We start from the raw sequence: 13,495 nt of genomic DNA on the forward strand, positions 1-13,495 counted from the left end.
GACGCTTTAGGGGTCTCCTCTGGTCAATGAGAGCCAAATTATTGCGAGGCGCTCTCTTGCGCGCGCTGTTCGATCAAGGCGCGGGCTGCTTCGGGGCTATCGACCTCTTCAATGGTGTCGATTTGACAGCGCCACGGCCCTTGGGTGGGCTGGATATACTCAAAGCGGGCATTGCAGATGCGGGCATTGTCACTAAACGACGTGCCTACGGCCATGCCGACCCGCATGTCAGAACAGCGCTGGCGCGTGGTGACCAGATAGTGATGGCTGGCCCCGCCGTTTAAGATCAAGTGCTGATCATCAATGACGCTATAGCCGTTAATGTTACGCAGTCTGAGGCAACGGCTTTCATCTTCGCCATCCTGCGCAAAAGCGGGCGCGGCGGTGAATGTTGCGGCAATCAGGCTTGCGACTGCAAGGCGACGGTGAAAACTCATGGTTCATCCTCCTAGGAAACCTTATAGTTTTGTCCTGGCTTCGGCTTAAGGTAGATGCGCTCGTCTATGTCCACATTAACCCTACACCAAATGACCACGGCCCGCATCATCATTGTCGGTGCGGGTGCGGCTGGGTTATTCAGTGCCTGGTCGTTGGCCGAAGCCGGGTTTGCGGTCGAGGTCTATGATCGCGGACCGATTGGTCGCGGCGCGATCTGGGCCTCTGGCGGCATGTTGGGCGCTGGCTTTGAAAGCGCTGTCGAGCTGGTCCGCCAACCCCATGCGGCAGGGGTGAGCGCGTGGCTGCAAGAGGGCTTATCCCTATGGGATGAAACCATTGTGCGCTTACAACATTTTGCCAAACAGCCCCTTGGCTATGCCCGTCCAGGAACTTTAACCCCTATATTCCAGCGCGCCGATGAAGCGCGCATGAATGAAATCGTCCAAAGCGCGCACGATCTGGGCCTCAGCCTTGAACCGCTCAGCGCGCGCGAAGCCCAAACGCGCGAACCGGGCTTGGGCGCTTGCCATGGGGCGCTGTATTTTCCAGGTGATGGCCATCTGGACAATCGCGCGCTGGTCACGGCTTTGATCGCGATGTGTCAGGCCAAGGGGGTGCGCTTTCATGCCGGGGTTGAGGTCTGGGGGCTGGAAAGGTCGGGCGGCGCGGTCACCGGTATTCGTCTGGGTCAGACGGGCGAGGATGTTCGCCATGCCGATGCGGTGTTTCTCGCGCATGGGGCGCAAACCTTGCTGGGTGAAGGGCGCGAAACCTACCCCATTCATCCGGTGAAAGGCCAGATGATCGCTTTTCAGGCCCGCGATCGTATCCCGCTGCATGTCATACGTGGCTTTAATATTTACATCACCGCTAAGCCGGGCGGGCGCGTGGTAATCGGCGCGACATCAGAGCCCGGCAAAGGCGATTGCGATATTGATGATCAAGCCTGCGCCCATTTGGCCGAGCGCGCGCGCATGGCTTATCCTAGCCTGGCTGAGGCGCGCCTGGTGGAGCGTTGGGCCGGATTGCGCCCGGCCGCACAAGACTTTGCGCCGCTGATCGGGCCGAGCCAGACACCGGGGCTTTATTATCTGGCCGGGGCCTATCGCAATGGGGTTTTACTGGGACCGCTTTACGGCCGTGCGGCTTTGGCGATGATGACTGGCGCGCCCTTGGGACTTAATCCTATCTTTACCCCAATGCGTTTTGGCCTGTAGGGCTTCATTTCTGTTAACACTTGTTTACGCGAATACGGCACAATGGGCGCTTAGGTTAGGCGAATCGGCATAAGTGTGTCTTGATGACAGAAGCCCGTGCTCAAGATGTTTTAACGTCCGTTCTGCGCACCACTGCGCCGGGACCGGTGCGTTTTATCGCTGAGGCTGCTCAGGCCACAGGGGCGGACTTCGATTATCTGTTACGCACTGCCGCGCGCGAAAGCAATTTCGATCAAGACGCTAAGGCGCGAACCTCCAGCGCGTCAGGTCTGTTCCAATTTATTGACCAGACCTGGCTTGCCACTTTTTCTGAATATGGGGCCAAGCATGGTCAAGGCGAGCTGGCGGGCGCGATTAGCCGGGATGGCAATGGCCGCTTCAGTGTAAGTGATCCTGCCAAGCGTCGGCAAATTCTCGATATGCGCTTCGATCCGGAGATGGCGAGCCGCCTGGCCGGTGAGTTGACGGCGCAAAATAGCGCGTCTCTCTCGCGTCAACTGGGCCGGGAGCCCAATGGCGCAGAGCTATATATGGCGCATTTCTTGGGCGCGGGCGGGGCCGGTGAGTTATTGACCCTTGCCGATACCCAACCTGAAGCGCGTGCGGCGGAGCATTTCCCGGCGGCGGCAGCGGCAAACCGGTCGATTTTCTATGATCACGGCCGCGCGCGCAGTGTGCGCGATGTGGTTGCGATTCTCTCGCGTCATCACGAAGGCCAGGTGAACCTTCCTGAAGGCCCGCGCGAACCCATAGAGACCTTACGCCCTGATCAACAAGGCGTTTATGCGTTCGCAGGCGTCAGTCGAGCAGCCCCAAATGCGAGTGTGCCCGGTAGTGTCGCAGAAATTTCACCTCTTATGATTGAAATCTTGGCGTCTTTGAAAGGACCTGAGGACAACGACCCGCCGCGGCGGGCGTAAGGCTTGACCCGCACGCAAAGGCGATGCGGGCTCACCAGGAGACCAGACCATGAGTATCGTCAATTTTAAAGCTCGTCTCACGCAAGAGGATATCCAGCGCCTGATGGATCGCGAAAATCCTGAAGCGCGAGCTTTGGCGGTGCATAAAATTTGTAAACGCATCGATGAAGGCGAGTTGATTGAGCAGGACCGTCAGGCCGCGCAAGATCTCATTCGTTTTATCGCCACCGATGCCGCCGAATTGGTGCGACGCGCGCTGGCCGTTTCGATGCAGCGCTCGCCCGATTTACCCGCGGATGTGGCGCGCAAGCTGATCAAAGACATCGATTCGATTGCGATCCCGGTGCTGGCTGGCTCTCCGGTTCTTGATGATAGCGATCTCATTGAGGTGATCCGCGCGGGATCTGGAATTCGTCAAAATGCCATCGCCAAGCGTCCTATAGTGTCCAAGGGCGTGGTGAAAGAAATCGTTGTGCGCGGCCAAGGTGAAGCCGTGGGCACGCTGGCGGCCAATAATGGCGCGGAGTTTGATGAGGAAGCTTTCTCCATCACTTTGCAGCGCTTCCGCGCGCAACCCAATGTGTTGGAGCGCTTTATCGAACGGCGCGAATTGCCACTGAATGTCACCGAAAAATTGATCGCGCGCATCTCTGCCGATGCGATTGACCGTTTGGTGGCACGCCATGCCTTGCCCCCGCAATTGGCGGTAGAGCTGGCCGAAAGTGCGCGTGAACGCGCAACGGTCGATCTGGTTGAACAAGCGGGCATGGCCCCCGATCAGCGCCGCTTCGTGCAGCAATTGCAGATGAATGCGCGCCTGACCCCATCTTTGATCCTGCGGGGATTATTCCGCGGGCATATGGCCTTCTTTGAACATGCAATCGCTGAGCTGGCGGGCATCGAACATCGCCGCGCCTGGTTGTTGATCCATGATGCCGGGCCTTTGGGGCTGGAGGCGGTCTTTGATCGCACAGGTCTGCCCAAGCGGATCTTCCCGGCCATTCGCGCTGCGGTGCAGGCCTATGATTCTTTGGAAATGGGACCATCAGGCGCAGAAGACATCGTGAAATTCCGTACCCGCCTGATGGAGCGGATCTTCACCCAATTCCAGGGCGCACCGGAGGCCGATCTCAATTACTGCATGGAACGCCTGGATGGCGATCATGAGCGGATTTTGGCGATCAACGCGGCGTCATAAAAGCCGCCTATTGGACAATAAAAAGGGAGCCGTCGGCTCCCTTTTTATTGTGTATAAACGAGGCTTTATTGCGCTTCGCCGACCAGGGCGATGACCTGGGTTTCCAGCTCTTCTGCCAAAGCTTTCCCAATAGGATGTTTATCATCGCGCACATTCTGGGCTAGGGCGGCGCGGATGGAGTTGACGTGAGCGCCAACCAGAGCCACAGGCGCGGTTGCGCGGCGCTCTTCATCTTCAATCAGACGTGCCAGCGAGGTCGCGATGCGCGTTACGATCGGGAATTTATACGTGGTGCCAAGTCCGCGTAAATCGTGGGCAATCACGAACACAGCTTCCCCCTCGGGGCTGGCAAGGCCAACCTTTTTGACAGCAGCCATAGCCTTTTCCAGTTTGACGACTTCTTCATTGATCCAGTCTTCAAACTCAACTTCCATTTGCTGAAGCGCTTTTTCGGCCCGGGCAATCGCTTCGGGATCGGCGGGGGCAATACGCCCACCGACTTTAACCCGCAGCATGTTGGGCGGGGTGATAATTTCAATCGGCTTTTCGCGCTTCGTCATTGTTCGTTCCGTTTCACTTAAATGCTGACCGCATCACTACGCCGTTCTGGACCTTCATAATCATCATCGGGGCGACGACGACGATCAGGACCAAAGAACATCTTTGTCCTTACAAAAGGCCGAGGACGGTTAACAATCACTTGCAGCCTTTTAAATAATGCCTCAGAGGTAACAGGTTTTACCAAAAATTCCGTTACACCGCTGTCGCGCGCGATATTTATTTTTGATCGCTCTGAATAGGCCGTGATCATGATGATGGGGAGGAAAGGCGCGGGGCTGTTGTGCGGATCGCGGATATTGCGCACCAATTCCAGCCCATCTATCGGCGACATTTTCCAATCGCAAATCATCACATCAATCGGGGTCTCGCGTAACAGCTCTAAGGCTTTTAAGCCATTGGCGGCCTCAACAATGCGCCGACAGCCAAAGGCAGTTAACAGCGCGCGCAAAATCCCGCGCATGGCCGCATTATCATCGACGACCATGACATTTAGCTGATCAAATGCCTTATCGGCTGGAATCATCTGCGCCACGCAAATACACCCTCATCATTCCACACCCTTCTAAGGCAGTGGGGCTTAACATCCGCCTAAAGGGTCAAGCGAGGGAAGCGTTATTTTTTCGTTTGTTGCGGTAATTGAAGGGCTTGGCTGCGCTTTGCCTTGAAGATGCGCCGGGGCTGGAATGGTCATGCTGGCGCGAAAAAGAATCGCTTTAGCCTGATTGAATGTCATCAGCAGATTTATCGGGCCATCAATAGCGCTGATACGGCTGTATCAAAGGGGCGGGGTGTGAACGCAATTACCTTAACCAAACCTATTGCCATGCCAGAGGGCTTGGACAAGGCCGAACGCCGGCGTCAACAGATTATGAACGCGGTTCTGGCTTTGATTGCGCGCGAAGGCATGGTCGGCGTCACTATGCGGGCCGTGGCGAAAGAGGCTGGGGTCTCTCTACGTCTCGTACAGTATTATTTTACCAGTAAAGCCAATTTATTGGCGCAAGTTCTTCAGGTTTTAGAAGCGGGCATGTATGCGCGCTGGCGCGCGCGCCTGGATGCGATGCCGGGCCAGGCCATGACGCGGGCCTATCTGGAGGCTTTCATCCTGGAGGCCCTGCCGCTTACGCCTGAAAGCCGCCTGTTCCATCTGGCCTGGACGTCCTATGGCGCTTTGGCGATGACTGATCACGAGCTGAGCTGTGAGCCCTTTATCGAAGGGCCAAACCGGCTGGAGCGTTTGATGATTGAGCGCCTGATCGCGGGCCGGTGTGAGGGCGATGTGCCCCAGCGTGTTGATGCCGCCTATGAGGCTGCACGCTTTATTGCCCTGTGCCAGGGGCTGGCGAGCAGTGTTCTGGTCGGCAAGGTGTCGGGCGAGGCAGCGATCACCCTGATGCATGTGCATATTGATGCCATGCTGGACCCGGATGGGCTGTAACGGGCTTTAATTGCTGAATTGTTCGATCAAGACCCGCTCATCCAGCGCGCGGTCGGGATCAAACAGCAAGGTCAGGGAAATCTCGGGCGCTTCGGCGATTTCCACCCAGCGCGCTTGGCGAAACTCCATATTGTCCGCCACGGCGGCGACGGGACGTTTTTCCGCTTCGATCATTTCAAAGCGCACTAAACAGGTGTGACGCAGCACCGCACCGCGCCAGCGTCGCGGGCGAAAGGCGGATATGGGCGTCAGGGCCAAAAGCTGTGATCCGATGGGCAGAATCGGGCCGTGGGCGGAAAGGTTATAGGCCGTGGAGCCCGTGGGCGTCGCCAGCAATACGCCATCGGCGGCCAGCTCCTCTAAGCGCAGCGTACCATCAACGAGAATGCGCACTTTGGCGGTTTGACGGGTTTGGCGCAGCAGCGAGACTTCATTGATCGCCAGCGCTTCGAATTTGCCGCCCGCCATATCCTCCCCGCGCATACGCAAGGGCGAGATATGGGCGGGCTTGGCGGCCTTTAATCGCTCGATCAGCTGATCTTCATGGGCATCATTCATCAAGAAGCCGACACTGCCGTAATTCATGCCATAGACCGGGGTGTGGCGTGGCATGATGGCGTGCAGCGCATCCAGCATGCTGCCATCCCCGCCCAGCGCGACGACATAATCGGCCTCTTCCAAGGGGGCTTCGCCATAACGCGCTTTCAGGCGTTGATAGGCCAGCTGAGCATCAGAACGGTCGGCAACACTAAAACCAATGCGCATTAAAACTCTTCGTTTTTAAGGTTTCGCTTTAGCGGATTGAAGCGGGTAAAGCGAAACTGCGCAAGGCCTTACGCGCGTCATCCGGGCTATAGTCTGCATATATGGCGCGTAATAATCCACTTAAAGCATCGCGGTGCGGCGTTATCATCCGCCCGGCCGCTTCTAAATTGGCGCACATCGAGGCATAGGCCGAACGGTCCACCTCCATTGCGCGTAGGGCCAGGGCCGCGGCGCGTGGGCCCGATGCGCTTAAGGCGCGTCGCCAGTGTTCGACCTCAATATCGGCCAGTTCTGCCACCGCATAATCAAACACTTCCAAGCGACGCTCAGACAGGGCGCGCAGCACATAGGACGGCGTTAGGCGTCCGGATTGATGCAGCTTCTTGACCAGGGCTTGTGAGATGGAGATTGGGGCTTGGTGCTCAACGATCTGAACCGCCGCTTCACCCACCTCATGCAGCGGATGCTGGGGCAGGCGGGGATAGCGCTTGATGATCTCATCTTTAATGGCATCGCTGGCAAAGCGGATCAGGCGCTTGGCAAAACTTTGCGGCAGGTCAAAGCGCGCGGCGAGATGGCTCAACAAAGTCTCATTACGCCGGGCCGCGTCCAGCAAATCCTCAAAGGCATTCGCGCTGAGCCTTGCCCCATTATTGCGCGCCAGAGCATCCAGGACATCGTCCTCATCATGATAGGTGAGGGTCTCACACACCGGCGGGCTAAGGGCTTTGCGCGCTGCGATCAGTTTGCGATGCTCCGCCGATAGATTGGACAGTGCGATCAGGTCTTCATCGCGCAATTGCTGAGACTTTAACAGGATAGGACGCGCCACGGTCAGTTGATCGAAGGCCAGATAGCGTACAATGCCGGGGGGGGCCCATTCACAATCGGCCAGCTTATAGGCCATGGCGATGCGCACCTGGGTCTCTACCGCTTGGGCAAATTGTAGCAAGAGTCCATCGGCGCGCGCACGCGCGGCCGGGGACAGGTTGGCGCTGGTGCAATACTCGGTCGTGGCCAAAACGATTTTGGCGCGAACCCCTGGATCGCCCGGTAACACCGCGCTTTGATCATATTGCTCTGCCATGGCCATTAACGCCGTTCCCCACAAATCCCACTGGCGCATCAGTGATTCGTCAACTGACGCTGCACGCATATGGTTTCTGATTCCTTACCGGGATGCACGACTTGATCTGGCGCGAATCTGTGTTCGGACCAAAAATTCGTTTTAAAATTGACGAAAACCGCGCCCCGCGCGATCCTGGTGCGGATAAAAAAGCCCTAAGGCGCATAATAAACGCAGGAGACAAAGATGGATGGCCAAGCCCCTGATGTGCGTAGTTTAGTCAGTGAAGACGAGTGGAAGGCGCGCTGTGATTTAGCCGCGCTTTATCGCTTGGCCCATGCCCATGGCTGGGATGATTTGTTTTTTACCCATTTTTCGATGCGCGTACCGGGGCCGGACGAACATTTTCTGATCAATCCCTTTGGGCTGTTGTTTGAAGATGTGACGGCATCGAACATGGTGAAGGTGGATTTGGACGGTAATGTCCTTCCTCCCTCACGCTTTGGCATCAATCCGGCAGGCTTCGTCATCCATTCCGCGATCCATAAGGCGCGCCCAGATGTGAAGGTGGTGATGCATCTGCACACCGATCAAGGTGTCGCCGTTTCGGCACAAAAGCGCGGACTTTTACCGATTTCTCAGATCGCGATGAATGTTTTTAAGGACGTGTGCTATCACGGCTATGAGGGCATCGCGTTGGAGATGGATGAACAGACGCGCCTGGTGGCTGATCTGGGCGAGAAGCATGTCATGATTTTGCGCAATCACGGCACGCTGGCCTGCGGTGATCATCCGTTTGCAGCCTATATGCGGCTCTATCTGTTAGAGCGTGCCTGTAAGATCCAGGTCCTGGCGCAGGCGGGCGGGGCGGAGCTGATCGAATGGGATAGCCCCATGCAGGAGAAGGTCTACAGCCAAGGCGAGATGGCCTTCACCCATGAGCTGTTTAAGGAGATTGGCTGGGCGGCTTTGCGTAATCGCGCCAATCGGCAATCGCCCGGTTATGATCAATAGTAAAAAAGCGTGATATACCCGACAGATATCATCGTCTGATCCGTGTTAGATGGGGCGAGGGTTAAGTGGGGAGTGTCATGAAAGGGCGAGGTCTAGGCTGTGCGATCATCGTCCTTAGCTCGCTTTTCATCACGGCGGGCGCACAGGCTGGGGCGTGGAATAAGCGCGATCAAGAAGCACTCTTGATCGCAATGACGGCCTTGTCGTGCTTCACTTGCGATCGGCCGGACCAGAAAATTGAGCGCCGGGCCTATAGCTTTTATGGTGAATATGGCTGGTCAGACGCTTTGACGTTGTTTGGGGATGTCAGTTGGCAAAGGGCGAGCGGCGCGAATGATCCCGCTTATACCAAGCGCCTCAATCCCAGTTTGAAGAACCTTACCTCCAGCCATATCGGAGCGCAATGGCAGATCCGGCGCGAGGGGCCCTGGGCCGTGGCGCTGGCGGGGCAAGTCGCCCTTGGCGGTGCCCAAGAGGGTCAAGATGTCTTCTCCCCCGGCGAGGCGGCGGGCAGTTATGGCATCAAAGTGCTGGTCGGGCGCAGCCTGGGGCCAAAAAGCTATGGTGAGGTGCAGCTAGGCTATGTTGATGCTGGCGATCGAACGCTCCGGCTGGACCTCACTTATGGGCGGATTTTAAACGACGATTGGCGCATACAGGTGCAAAGCTTTTCGGCGGTCTCTCTGGCGCGGGAGCGACCGGGCCAGCCTAATTTTGACGCTCACCGTTTTCAGATCTCTATGCAGCGCGATCTAACGAAGAACCGAATGTTCGAGCTGGGCCTGGTTTATGCCCCCGCCACCACCTTTACGACAGAGGAACGGGGGCTGAGGCTGGGGGTTTGGCGCAGTTTCTAAGTGCCAATGGGGTTGATACTGAGGGGGCGTTTAGGGCTGGCTGCAACCTATTAGAGTAAGATGTGCCCCCTCAGCACGGCCCTATGGTGAAGGGCCGAAGTTGGCCAATTTACCGACGTGCGCGAAGTGATTTTAAATCCTGCTTGAATGAGAGGGCAAGGTTCGATTTTGTTTTAAATTATAAAGACCTGACGCGTAAGCTCGAAAGGCTCCGAAAATAAATGTCAGAGCCTGGTTGAGAAAAAGAAGGGGCCTTATTGCGCAGGCGCACTCGCGTCATAGGTTTCTACCGCCAGATAGGCGATGACATCGCGGCGCTGATCGGCATCACGCAGCCCGGCAAAGCTCATTCGGTTACCTTGCAGGAAGCCACGCGGATTTGTGATCCACTGATCCATCGTTTCTGCTGACCACTCAATGTCAGCATTTTTCAGCGCGTTGGAGTAGGGATAGTCTTTCGACGCTGGGGCGTGTTGTAAAACGCCGAACAAATTGGGGCCGACCATATTGGGGCCGCCCTCAGTGAGGGTGTGGCAAGACTGGCAACGGCGAAACACCCGTGCGCCATTTTCCAGATTTGCTGCGCTATACGCTTCGCCCAAATTGGCCAGGATCGTGGCTTGATCCACGTCTTGTGCTTGCGTCGCTGCACTAAAGCTGGCGCATAACGCACCAAGGGTAAGGGCGGTAAGTCGAGCCATGCATGTCTCCATTCGTGAGCTGGCCTTAGGGCCTTTCCATGACGCAAAACTTAGCGTGACCCTCACCTTAGACAAGTGGCCCCATCGTCGCAGGGGAGCTTACTCCCCCTTGAAAATGTCAAGCGCTTCACCGGCTTCAGGGTTATAATCGTCTTTCGTATAGCCCAGGGCTTTAAGGGCTGTTACGGCGACTTGATTGGTATAGGCGCAATGTTCAGGTGTATAGGCATCACCGCCTTGGGCCTGAATCTGCGGGCCGAGGGCGGCAAACCAGACGGCTTCTGCGCCGGGATGGCTGTCGCCGTGAGAGCGCCATGAGGTGGGCTCTAAATGCCCGCGACCATGATCGGTGGTGATGATGAGCGTGGTCTTGCCCGCATACTCAGGATCGTTTTGGGCAAAGGTCCACAGCTCTTGAAGATAGGCATCAAAGCGGTGGATGGAATTGATATAATGGTCAAAATCGCCGCCATGGGCAAAGTCATCGGGCTCACCATAGGCGATATAGACCATGTCTGGATGTTCAGCCTTTAAGGTTTCCATTGCGAAATGATGGGTGAAGGCATCCAGGCGCACCCCGCCCCAGGGGCTGGGGATTTGCTCTTGCAAAGTGTTGAGGAGGGCAACGGTGTCATTATACACCGGCTCCAGCGCTTCAAACCCGGCATTGACCGGAACGCCGCTGCGCACTTCATTGATGATAAAGGGGAACACATCCCATGAGCCAAAGGCGTAAACCTTACCCGCATGCTCTGGCTGCTGATTGAGCCATTCCAGGATGGTCACATTGGCATTGGGAATTTTAGCGTTGGAATTGATGCGCGGATCGGCCTTGCCGGTCAGGATTTCGTTATACCCTGGGTAGGAGAAGATCATCGTGTTCGACAGCTGACCGCAAGAGCCGGCATCGCGATTGCCTATCAACACGCCTTGCTGGGCGATGACATCATGCGAAAAAGGCATCAGCGCGCGGGCTGGATCGTCCTGGGAAAGGAAATCGGCATTAAGCTGCTCTGCGCGATCGGTGAAGTCTTCATTGGCCGTCAGCTCTGGATCGGGGCCGCGAAAAACCTCTTCCCAGCGTACGCCATCCACGCTGATCAAGATCACTTTTGCGTCTTCAGAAGGGGTGTTCACCGGTGTCAGTGCGCTGGATAAGCCCAAAGCGGCAGTTAAAAGCAGAGTAGACATGGTGACCCCCAGGGTTGAATTTCGCAATACGTCTGTGCGCCCTTATAAACAGACTGTGATCATCTTGCATATTCAATTTTGGCATATGCACGATAGATATTAGGCATAGTGCGGGGGCGGATGGGATATGTGTGGGTCTTAGTCTTGTCTTTGCTTTATCAAAAACAATTCACGCAATTGTCATTATTTACCACCCCCTCTAATATGAAGACCGACATGGTGACGGGGTAGGCCTGCTTGAGCAGGCCTCTGAGGATGTACGACACAGCTTCGCGCCAGGATACCTGGCCGCAATTGTGTGTTCGCTGGGCTGAAATTGCCGCAGGGGTGGGCGATGTTGATCGCGCCCTGGAGTATTTGAATCAGGCGGTGGATTTGGGCTGGCGGGATAAAGATTTTTTGCGCCATTCGCCCTATCTAGGCCCCGTTCGGGCTAGCGCGCAGTGGGCTGAGGTGATGGCGCGCATTGAGCGTGAGCTTTTGATGCAAAGCAAACACCTCACCTCAAGCGGGGTCATGGATGACTTAGCCGACCCGCGCAGGCTAGAGGCTGAAAACGAGCTTTGATGGGGGCATAAAAAAGCCCGCCAGGGGGATGGCGGGCTTTAAGGTCACCTATGACGGTGGGTTAAGCAGCTTTCTTCAGCGCTTTTTTGGCTTTTTTCAATTTCGCTTCCTGATTTTCGATCTTGTTCTTGCGAACTTTAATCTCTTTTTTCAGGGTCTTTACTTTTTTAGACGCCATAATCGTCGTCTCCTTTTTTATCGTAGGTTTATGTGCTCCTTTGGATCATTCGGCATTCTGCGAGGTATGGCGGGCGACAAAGCCCTTAATAAACAACCGAATTTCCCGGGCGGCACTGCTATCCAACGCATCACACAACGCCACGAACTCGTCGCGATCTTCTTTGTTCAGCCGAATGACAAGCTGACCGTCTTTCTTTTTCTTTTTGGCCTTCTTTTCACCCGGCATCACGATCTCTCAAGTCCGCAAAAGGTTATGCAACGGAGATGCAATGTATATACATTTTCGAGTGTGTCCAGGGTTAATGACAAATTTATGTCGTTCTGCCTGTGTGTAAGTGAAAAAGGGTCAAGTCTTTCAAACCCCAATGAAACTGGAATTATTTCTCCAGGAATTTAATCCGTACCGGGATTATAAAGAGTGCGACTGTCTTGGGCTAAGGTAAGCATGTTCTTGAAGCCGGGATGATTCTCGAAGCACAAATCGGCCGTGCGCTTGCCATCCAACACGAAACGCTGATGCGCCCTGCACTTAGGCGATGATCGCGCAGGGCCATGCGATAGCCGAGGCATTAGATCATCGCGCGCTTAGGGGGTGTATAAACTCCCCCTATGGTTTTCGTGTGTTGCTGAGAGTTTGAACGGCGCTCTACATCCAGGAGAAGGATTTTTCCAGGAAGGCGCGCGCCCCGCCTTTTTGCCAGACCCCATGGGCCATGGTGGCATTTTCAGGCTGCCAGGCGAGGACTTTGTCGCGCGCTGCGCGCAGTTTTTTGCGATTAAAAAACGAGATGCGCCACTCAAAAGGCGCATAGCCGCGCCCTTCGATAATGCCCCAGATATAGGCAATGGGGCGCTGCCACCAGGCCCAGTTCTCTTTCAGGAAGTCTTTGCTGAAATTCTCAGACAAGTCCGCCATAATGACCGTGCGTGAAGGTCTATGAAAGAAGACGACTTCATCCATCATCGCCGAGCCGGTAAACCAGGCTTGATCAAAATCGGAGCCCCATTCGGCGGGGCAAATGTGCTCCAGCGCGGGCTCAAAACTCAGATCATCGCGCTTGTCGATGGTGGATTGCGGGCCATAGAGTTTGGCCTCGGGAAAAGCGGTTTTCCAGGGCTCTAAGAACAGGTGGTGGATTTTATTGGGGCTGACCAGAAACGCTGGCGTGCCTAAGGCTTCGATCGCGGTTTTGAGTTCTGGGCTCAACGCGATCGGTGACCAGATCCACAGCTTTCCGCCTTCGACGCGCACAATGATAGAGCGTGTCGGATAGGGAAATCCATAAAAATCAACGCATTCACCTTCGGCAATCCAGATGTTTTCATCAATGGGGGTCAGCATGGCGCGCTCCAAGGCTGGGGTGGGATGGGCAAGTGATAAG

The 13,495-nt window shown here is 55.8% G+C and carries 16 protein-coding genes; 7 read left to right on the forward strand and 9 right to left on the reverse strand.

The annotated features are described in order from the left end of the window. Positions 1–38: 38 nt before the first annotated feature. Positions 39–437: a DUF6491 family protein gene (locus H151_RS0110080; protein WP_019961543.1), complete on the reverse strand. Its 399-nt coding sequence runs from the start codon at positions 435–437 to the stop codon at positions 39–41. 66 nt (positions 438–503) lie between these two features. Between H151_RS0110080 and H151_RS0110085 the strand changes: the two genes are divergently transcribed. From H151_RS0110085 to H151_RS0110095, 3 genes are all read left to right on the forward strand, one after another. Next, positions 504–1,655, forward strand: a complete 1,152-nt coding sequence (locus H151_RS0110085) for an NAD(P)/FAD-dependent oxidoreductase (protein WP_019961544.1) — start codon at positions 504–506, stop codon at positions 1,653–1,655. Positions 1,656–1,738: 83 nt separating this feature from the next. Beyond that, a complete protein-coding gene (locus H151_RS16140) occupies positions 1,739–2,575 on the forward strand; it encodes a lytic transglycosylase domain-containing protein (protein ID WP_019961545.1) in 837 nt (278 codons plus the stop codon). Positions 2,576–2,624: 49 nt separating this feature from the next. Continuing rightward, entirely contained in the window at positions 2,625–3,773 is a 1,149-nt protein-coding gene (locus H151_RS0110095; protein WP_019961546.1) for a DUF2336 domain-containing protein, read from the forward strand. Between the two features lie 65 nt (positions 3,774–3,838). Here H151_RS0110095 and H151_RS0110100 read toward each other — a convergent pair whose 3' ends face one another. Then, the gene (locus H151_RS0110100) at positions 3,839–4,333 is read right to left on the reverse strand and encodes a hypothetical protein (protein ID WP_019961547.1); all 495 of its coding nucleotides are present in this window, start codon (positions 4,331–4,333) and stop codon (positions 3,839–3,841) included. A 17-nt stretch (positions 4,334–4,350) separates the two neighbouring features. Further along, on the reverse strand, positions 4,351–4,857 hold the full coding sequence (locus H151_RS0110105; RefSeq protein ID WP_026353956.1) for a response regulator: 507 nt from the start codon (positions 4,855–4,857) through the stop codon (positions 4,351–4,353). Between the two features lie 267 nt (positions 4,858–5,124). Between H151_RS0110105 and H151_RS0110110 the strand changes: the two genes are divergently transcribed. After that, positions 5,125–5,772, forward strand: a complete 648-nt coding sequence (locus tag H151_RS0110110; protein ID WP_169336735.1) for a TetR/AcrR family transcriptional regulator — start codon at positions 5,125–5,127, stop codon at positions 5,770–5,772. A 6-nt stretch (positions 5,773–5,778) separates the two neighbouring features. Here the strand turns inward: H151_RS0110110 and H151_RS0110115 are convergent, their stop codons facing one another. Together H151_RS0110115 and H151_RS0110120 are read right to left on the reverse strand one after the other, a co-directional pair. Next, positions 5,779–6,537: an NAD kinase gene (locus H151_RS0110115; RefSeq protein WP_019961550.1), complete on the reverse strand. Its 759-nt coding sequence runs from the start codon at positions 6,535–6,537 to the stop codon at positions 5,779–5,781. A 28-nt stretch (positions 6,538–6,565) separates the two neighbouring features. Continuing rightward, positions 6,566–7,693, reverse strand: coding sequence for a DUF2336 domain-containing protein (locus H151_RS0110120; protein WP_083918534.1), 1,128 nt, complete (start codon positions 7,691–7,693; stop codon positions 6,566–6,568). 156 nt (positions 7,694–7,849) lie between these two features. On the opposite strand from H151_RS0110120, the gene H151_RS0110125 reads away from it, so the two are divergent. Beyond that, entirely contained in the window at positions 7,850–8,617 is a 768-nt protein-coding gene (locus H151_RS0110125; protein WP_019961552.1) for a class II aldolase/adducin family protein, read from the forward strand. A gap of 77 nt (positions 8,618–8,694) precedes the next feature. Beyond that, positions 8,695–9,474: a hypothetical protein gene (locus H151_RS0110130; protein ID WP_019961553.1), complete on the forward strand. Its 780-nt coding sequence runs from the start codon at positions 8,695–8,697 to the stop codon at positions 9,472–9,474. A 254-nt stretch (positions 9,475–9,728) separates the two neighbouring features. On the opposite strand, the gene H151_RS0110135 is transcribed toward H151_RS0110130, so the two are convergent. Both H151_RS0110135 and H151_RS0110140 read right to left on the reverse strand, forming a co-directional pair. Further along, positions 9,729–10,175 (reverse strand): c-type cytochrome, encoded by a 447-nt coding sequence (locus H151_RS0110135; RefSeq protein WP_019961554.1) that lies wholly within the window; start codon positions 10,173–10,175, stop codon positions 9,729–9,731. Positions 10,176–10,274: 99 nt separating this feature from the next. Then, positions 10,275–11,366, reverse strand: coding sequence for an alkaline phosphatase family protein (locus H151_RS0110140; RefSeq protein WP_019961555.1), 1,092 nt, complete (start codon positions 11,364–11,366; stop codon positions 10,275–10,277). A 255-nt stretch (positions 11,367–11,621) separates the two neighbouring features. Here H151_RS0110140 and H151_RS0110150 point away from each other — a divergent pair, with 255 nt between their 5' ends. Continuing rightward, the gene (locus H151_RS0110150; protein ID WP_019961557.1) at positions 11,622–11,933 is read left to right on the forward strand and encodes a hypothetical protein; all 312 of its coding nucleotides are present in this window, start codon (positions 11,622–11,624) and stop codon (positions 11,931–11,933) included. Positions 11,934–12,156: 223 nt separating this feature from the next. On the opposite strand, the gene H151_RS0110160 is transcribed toward H151_RS0110150, so the two are convergent. Together H151_RS0110160 and H151_RS0110165 are read right to left on the reverse strand one after the other, a co-directional pair. Continuing rightward, positions 12,157–12,339 carry a hypothetical protein gene (locus H151_RS0110160; RefSeq protein ID WP_019961559.1) on the reverse strand — a complete coding sequence of 61 codons (183 nt, stop codon included), beginning with the start codon at positions 12,337–12,339 and terminating at the stop codon, positions 12,157–12,159. 420 nt (positions 12,340–12,759) lie between these two features. Further along, positions 12,760–13,455 (reverse strand): DUF4336 domain-containing protein, encoded by a 696-nt coding sequence (locus H151_RS0110165; RefSeq protein ID WP_019961560.1) that lies wholly within the window; start codon positions 13,453–13,455, stop codon positions 12,760–12,762. Positions 13,456–13,495 lie beyond the last annotated feature (40 nt).

The sequence above is a fragment of the Woodsholea maritima DSM 17123 genome (genome assembly GCF_000382325.1).
GTDB classification, from domain to species: domain Bacteria; phylum Pseudomonadota; class Alphaproteobacteria; order Caulobacterales; family Maricaulaceae; genus Woodsholea; species Woodsholea maritima.

Coding starts and splice junctions, on each gene's coding strand:
- H151_RS0110080 (WP_019961543.1), bottom strand. CDS start 437: ATGAGTTTTCACCGTCGCCTTGCAGTCGCAAGCCTGATTGCCGCAACA.
- H151_RS0110085 (WP_019961544.1), top strand. CDS start 504: ATGTCCACATTAACCCTACACCAAATGACCACGGCCCGCATCATCATT.
- H151_RS16140 (WP_019961545.1), top strand. CDS start 1,739: ATGACAGAAGCCCGTGCTCAAGATGTTTTAACGTCCGTTCTGCGCACC.
- H151_RS0110095 (WP_019961546.1), top strand. CDS start 2,625: ATGAGTATCGTCAATTTTAAAGCTCGTCTCACGCAAGAGGATATCCAG.
- H151_RS0110100 (WP_019961547.1), bottom strand. CDS start 4,333: ATGACGAAGCGCGAAAAGCCGATTGAAATTATCACCCCGCCCAACATG.
- H151_RS0110105 (WP_026353956.1), bottom strand. CDS start 4,857: ATGATTCCAGCCGATAAGGCATTTGATCAGCTAAATGTCATGGTCGTC.
- H151_RS0110115 (WP_019961550.1), bottom strand. CDS start 6,537: ATGCGCATTGGTTTTAGTGTTGCCGACCGTTCTGATGCTCAGCTGGCC.
- H151_RS0110120 (WP_083918534.1), bottom strand. CDS start 7,693: ATGCGTGCAGCGTCAGTTGACGAATCACTGATGCGCCAGTGGGATTTG.
- H151_RS0110125 (WP_019961552.1), top strand. CDS start 7,850: ATGGATGGCCAAGCCCCTGATGTGCGTAGTTTAGTCAGTGAAGACGAG.
- H151_RS0110130 (WP_019961553.1), top strand. CDS start 8,695: ATGAAAGGGCGAGGTCTAGGCTGTGCGATCATCGTCCTTAGCTCGCTT.
- H151_RS0110135 (WP_019961554.1), bottom strand. CDS start 10,175: ATGGCTCGACTTACCGCCCTTACCCTTGGTGCGTTATGCGCCAGCTTT.
- H151_RS0110140 (WP_019961555.1), bottom strand. CDS start 11,366: ATGTCTACTCTGCTTTTAACTGCCGCTTTGGGCTTATCCAGCGCACTG.
- H151_RS0110150 (WP_019961557.1), top strand. CDS start 11,622: ATGTACGACACAGCTTCGCGCCAGGATACCTGGCCGCAATTGTGTGTT.
- H151_RS0110160 (WP_019961559.1), bottom strand. CDS start 12,339: ATGCCGGGTGAAAAGAAGGCCAAAAAGAAAAAGAAAGACGGTCAGCTT.
- H151_RS0110165 (WP_019961560.1), bottom strand. CDS start 13,455: ATGCTGACCCCCATTGATGAAAACATCTGGATTGCCGAAGGTGAATGC.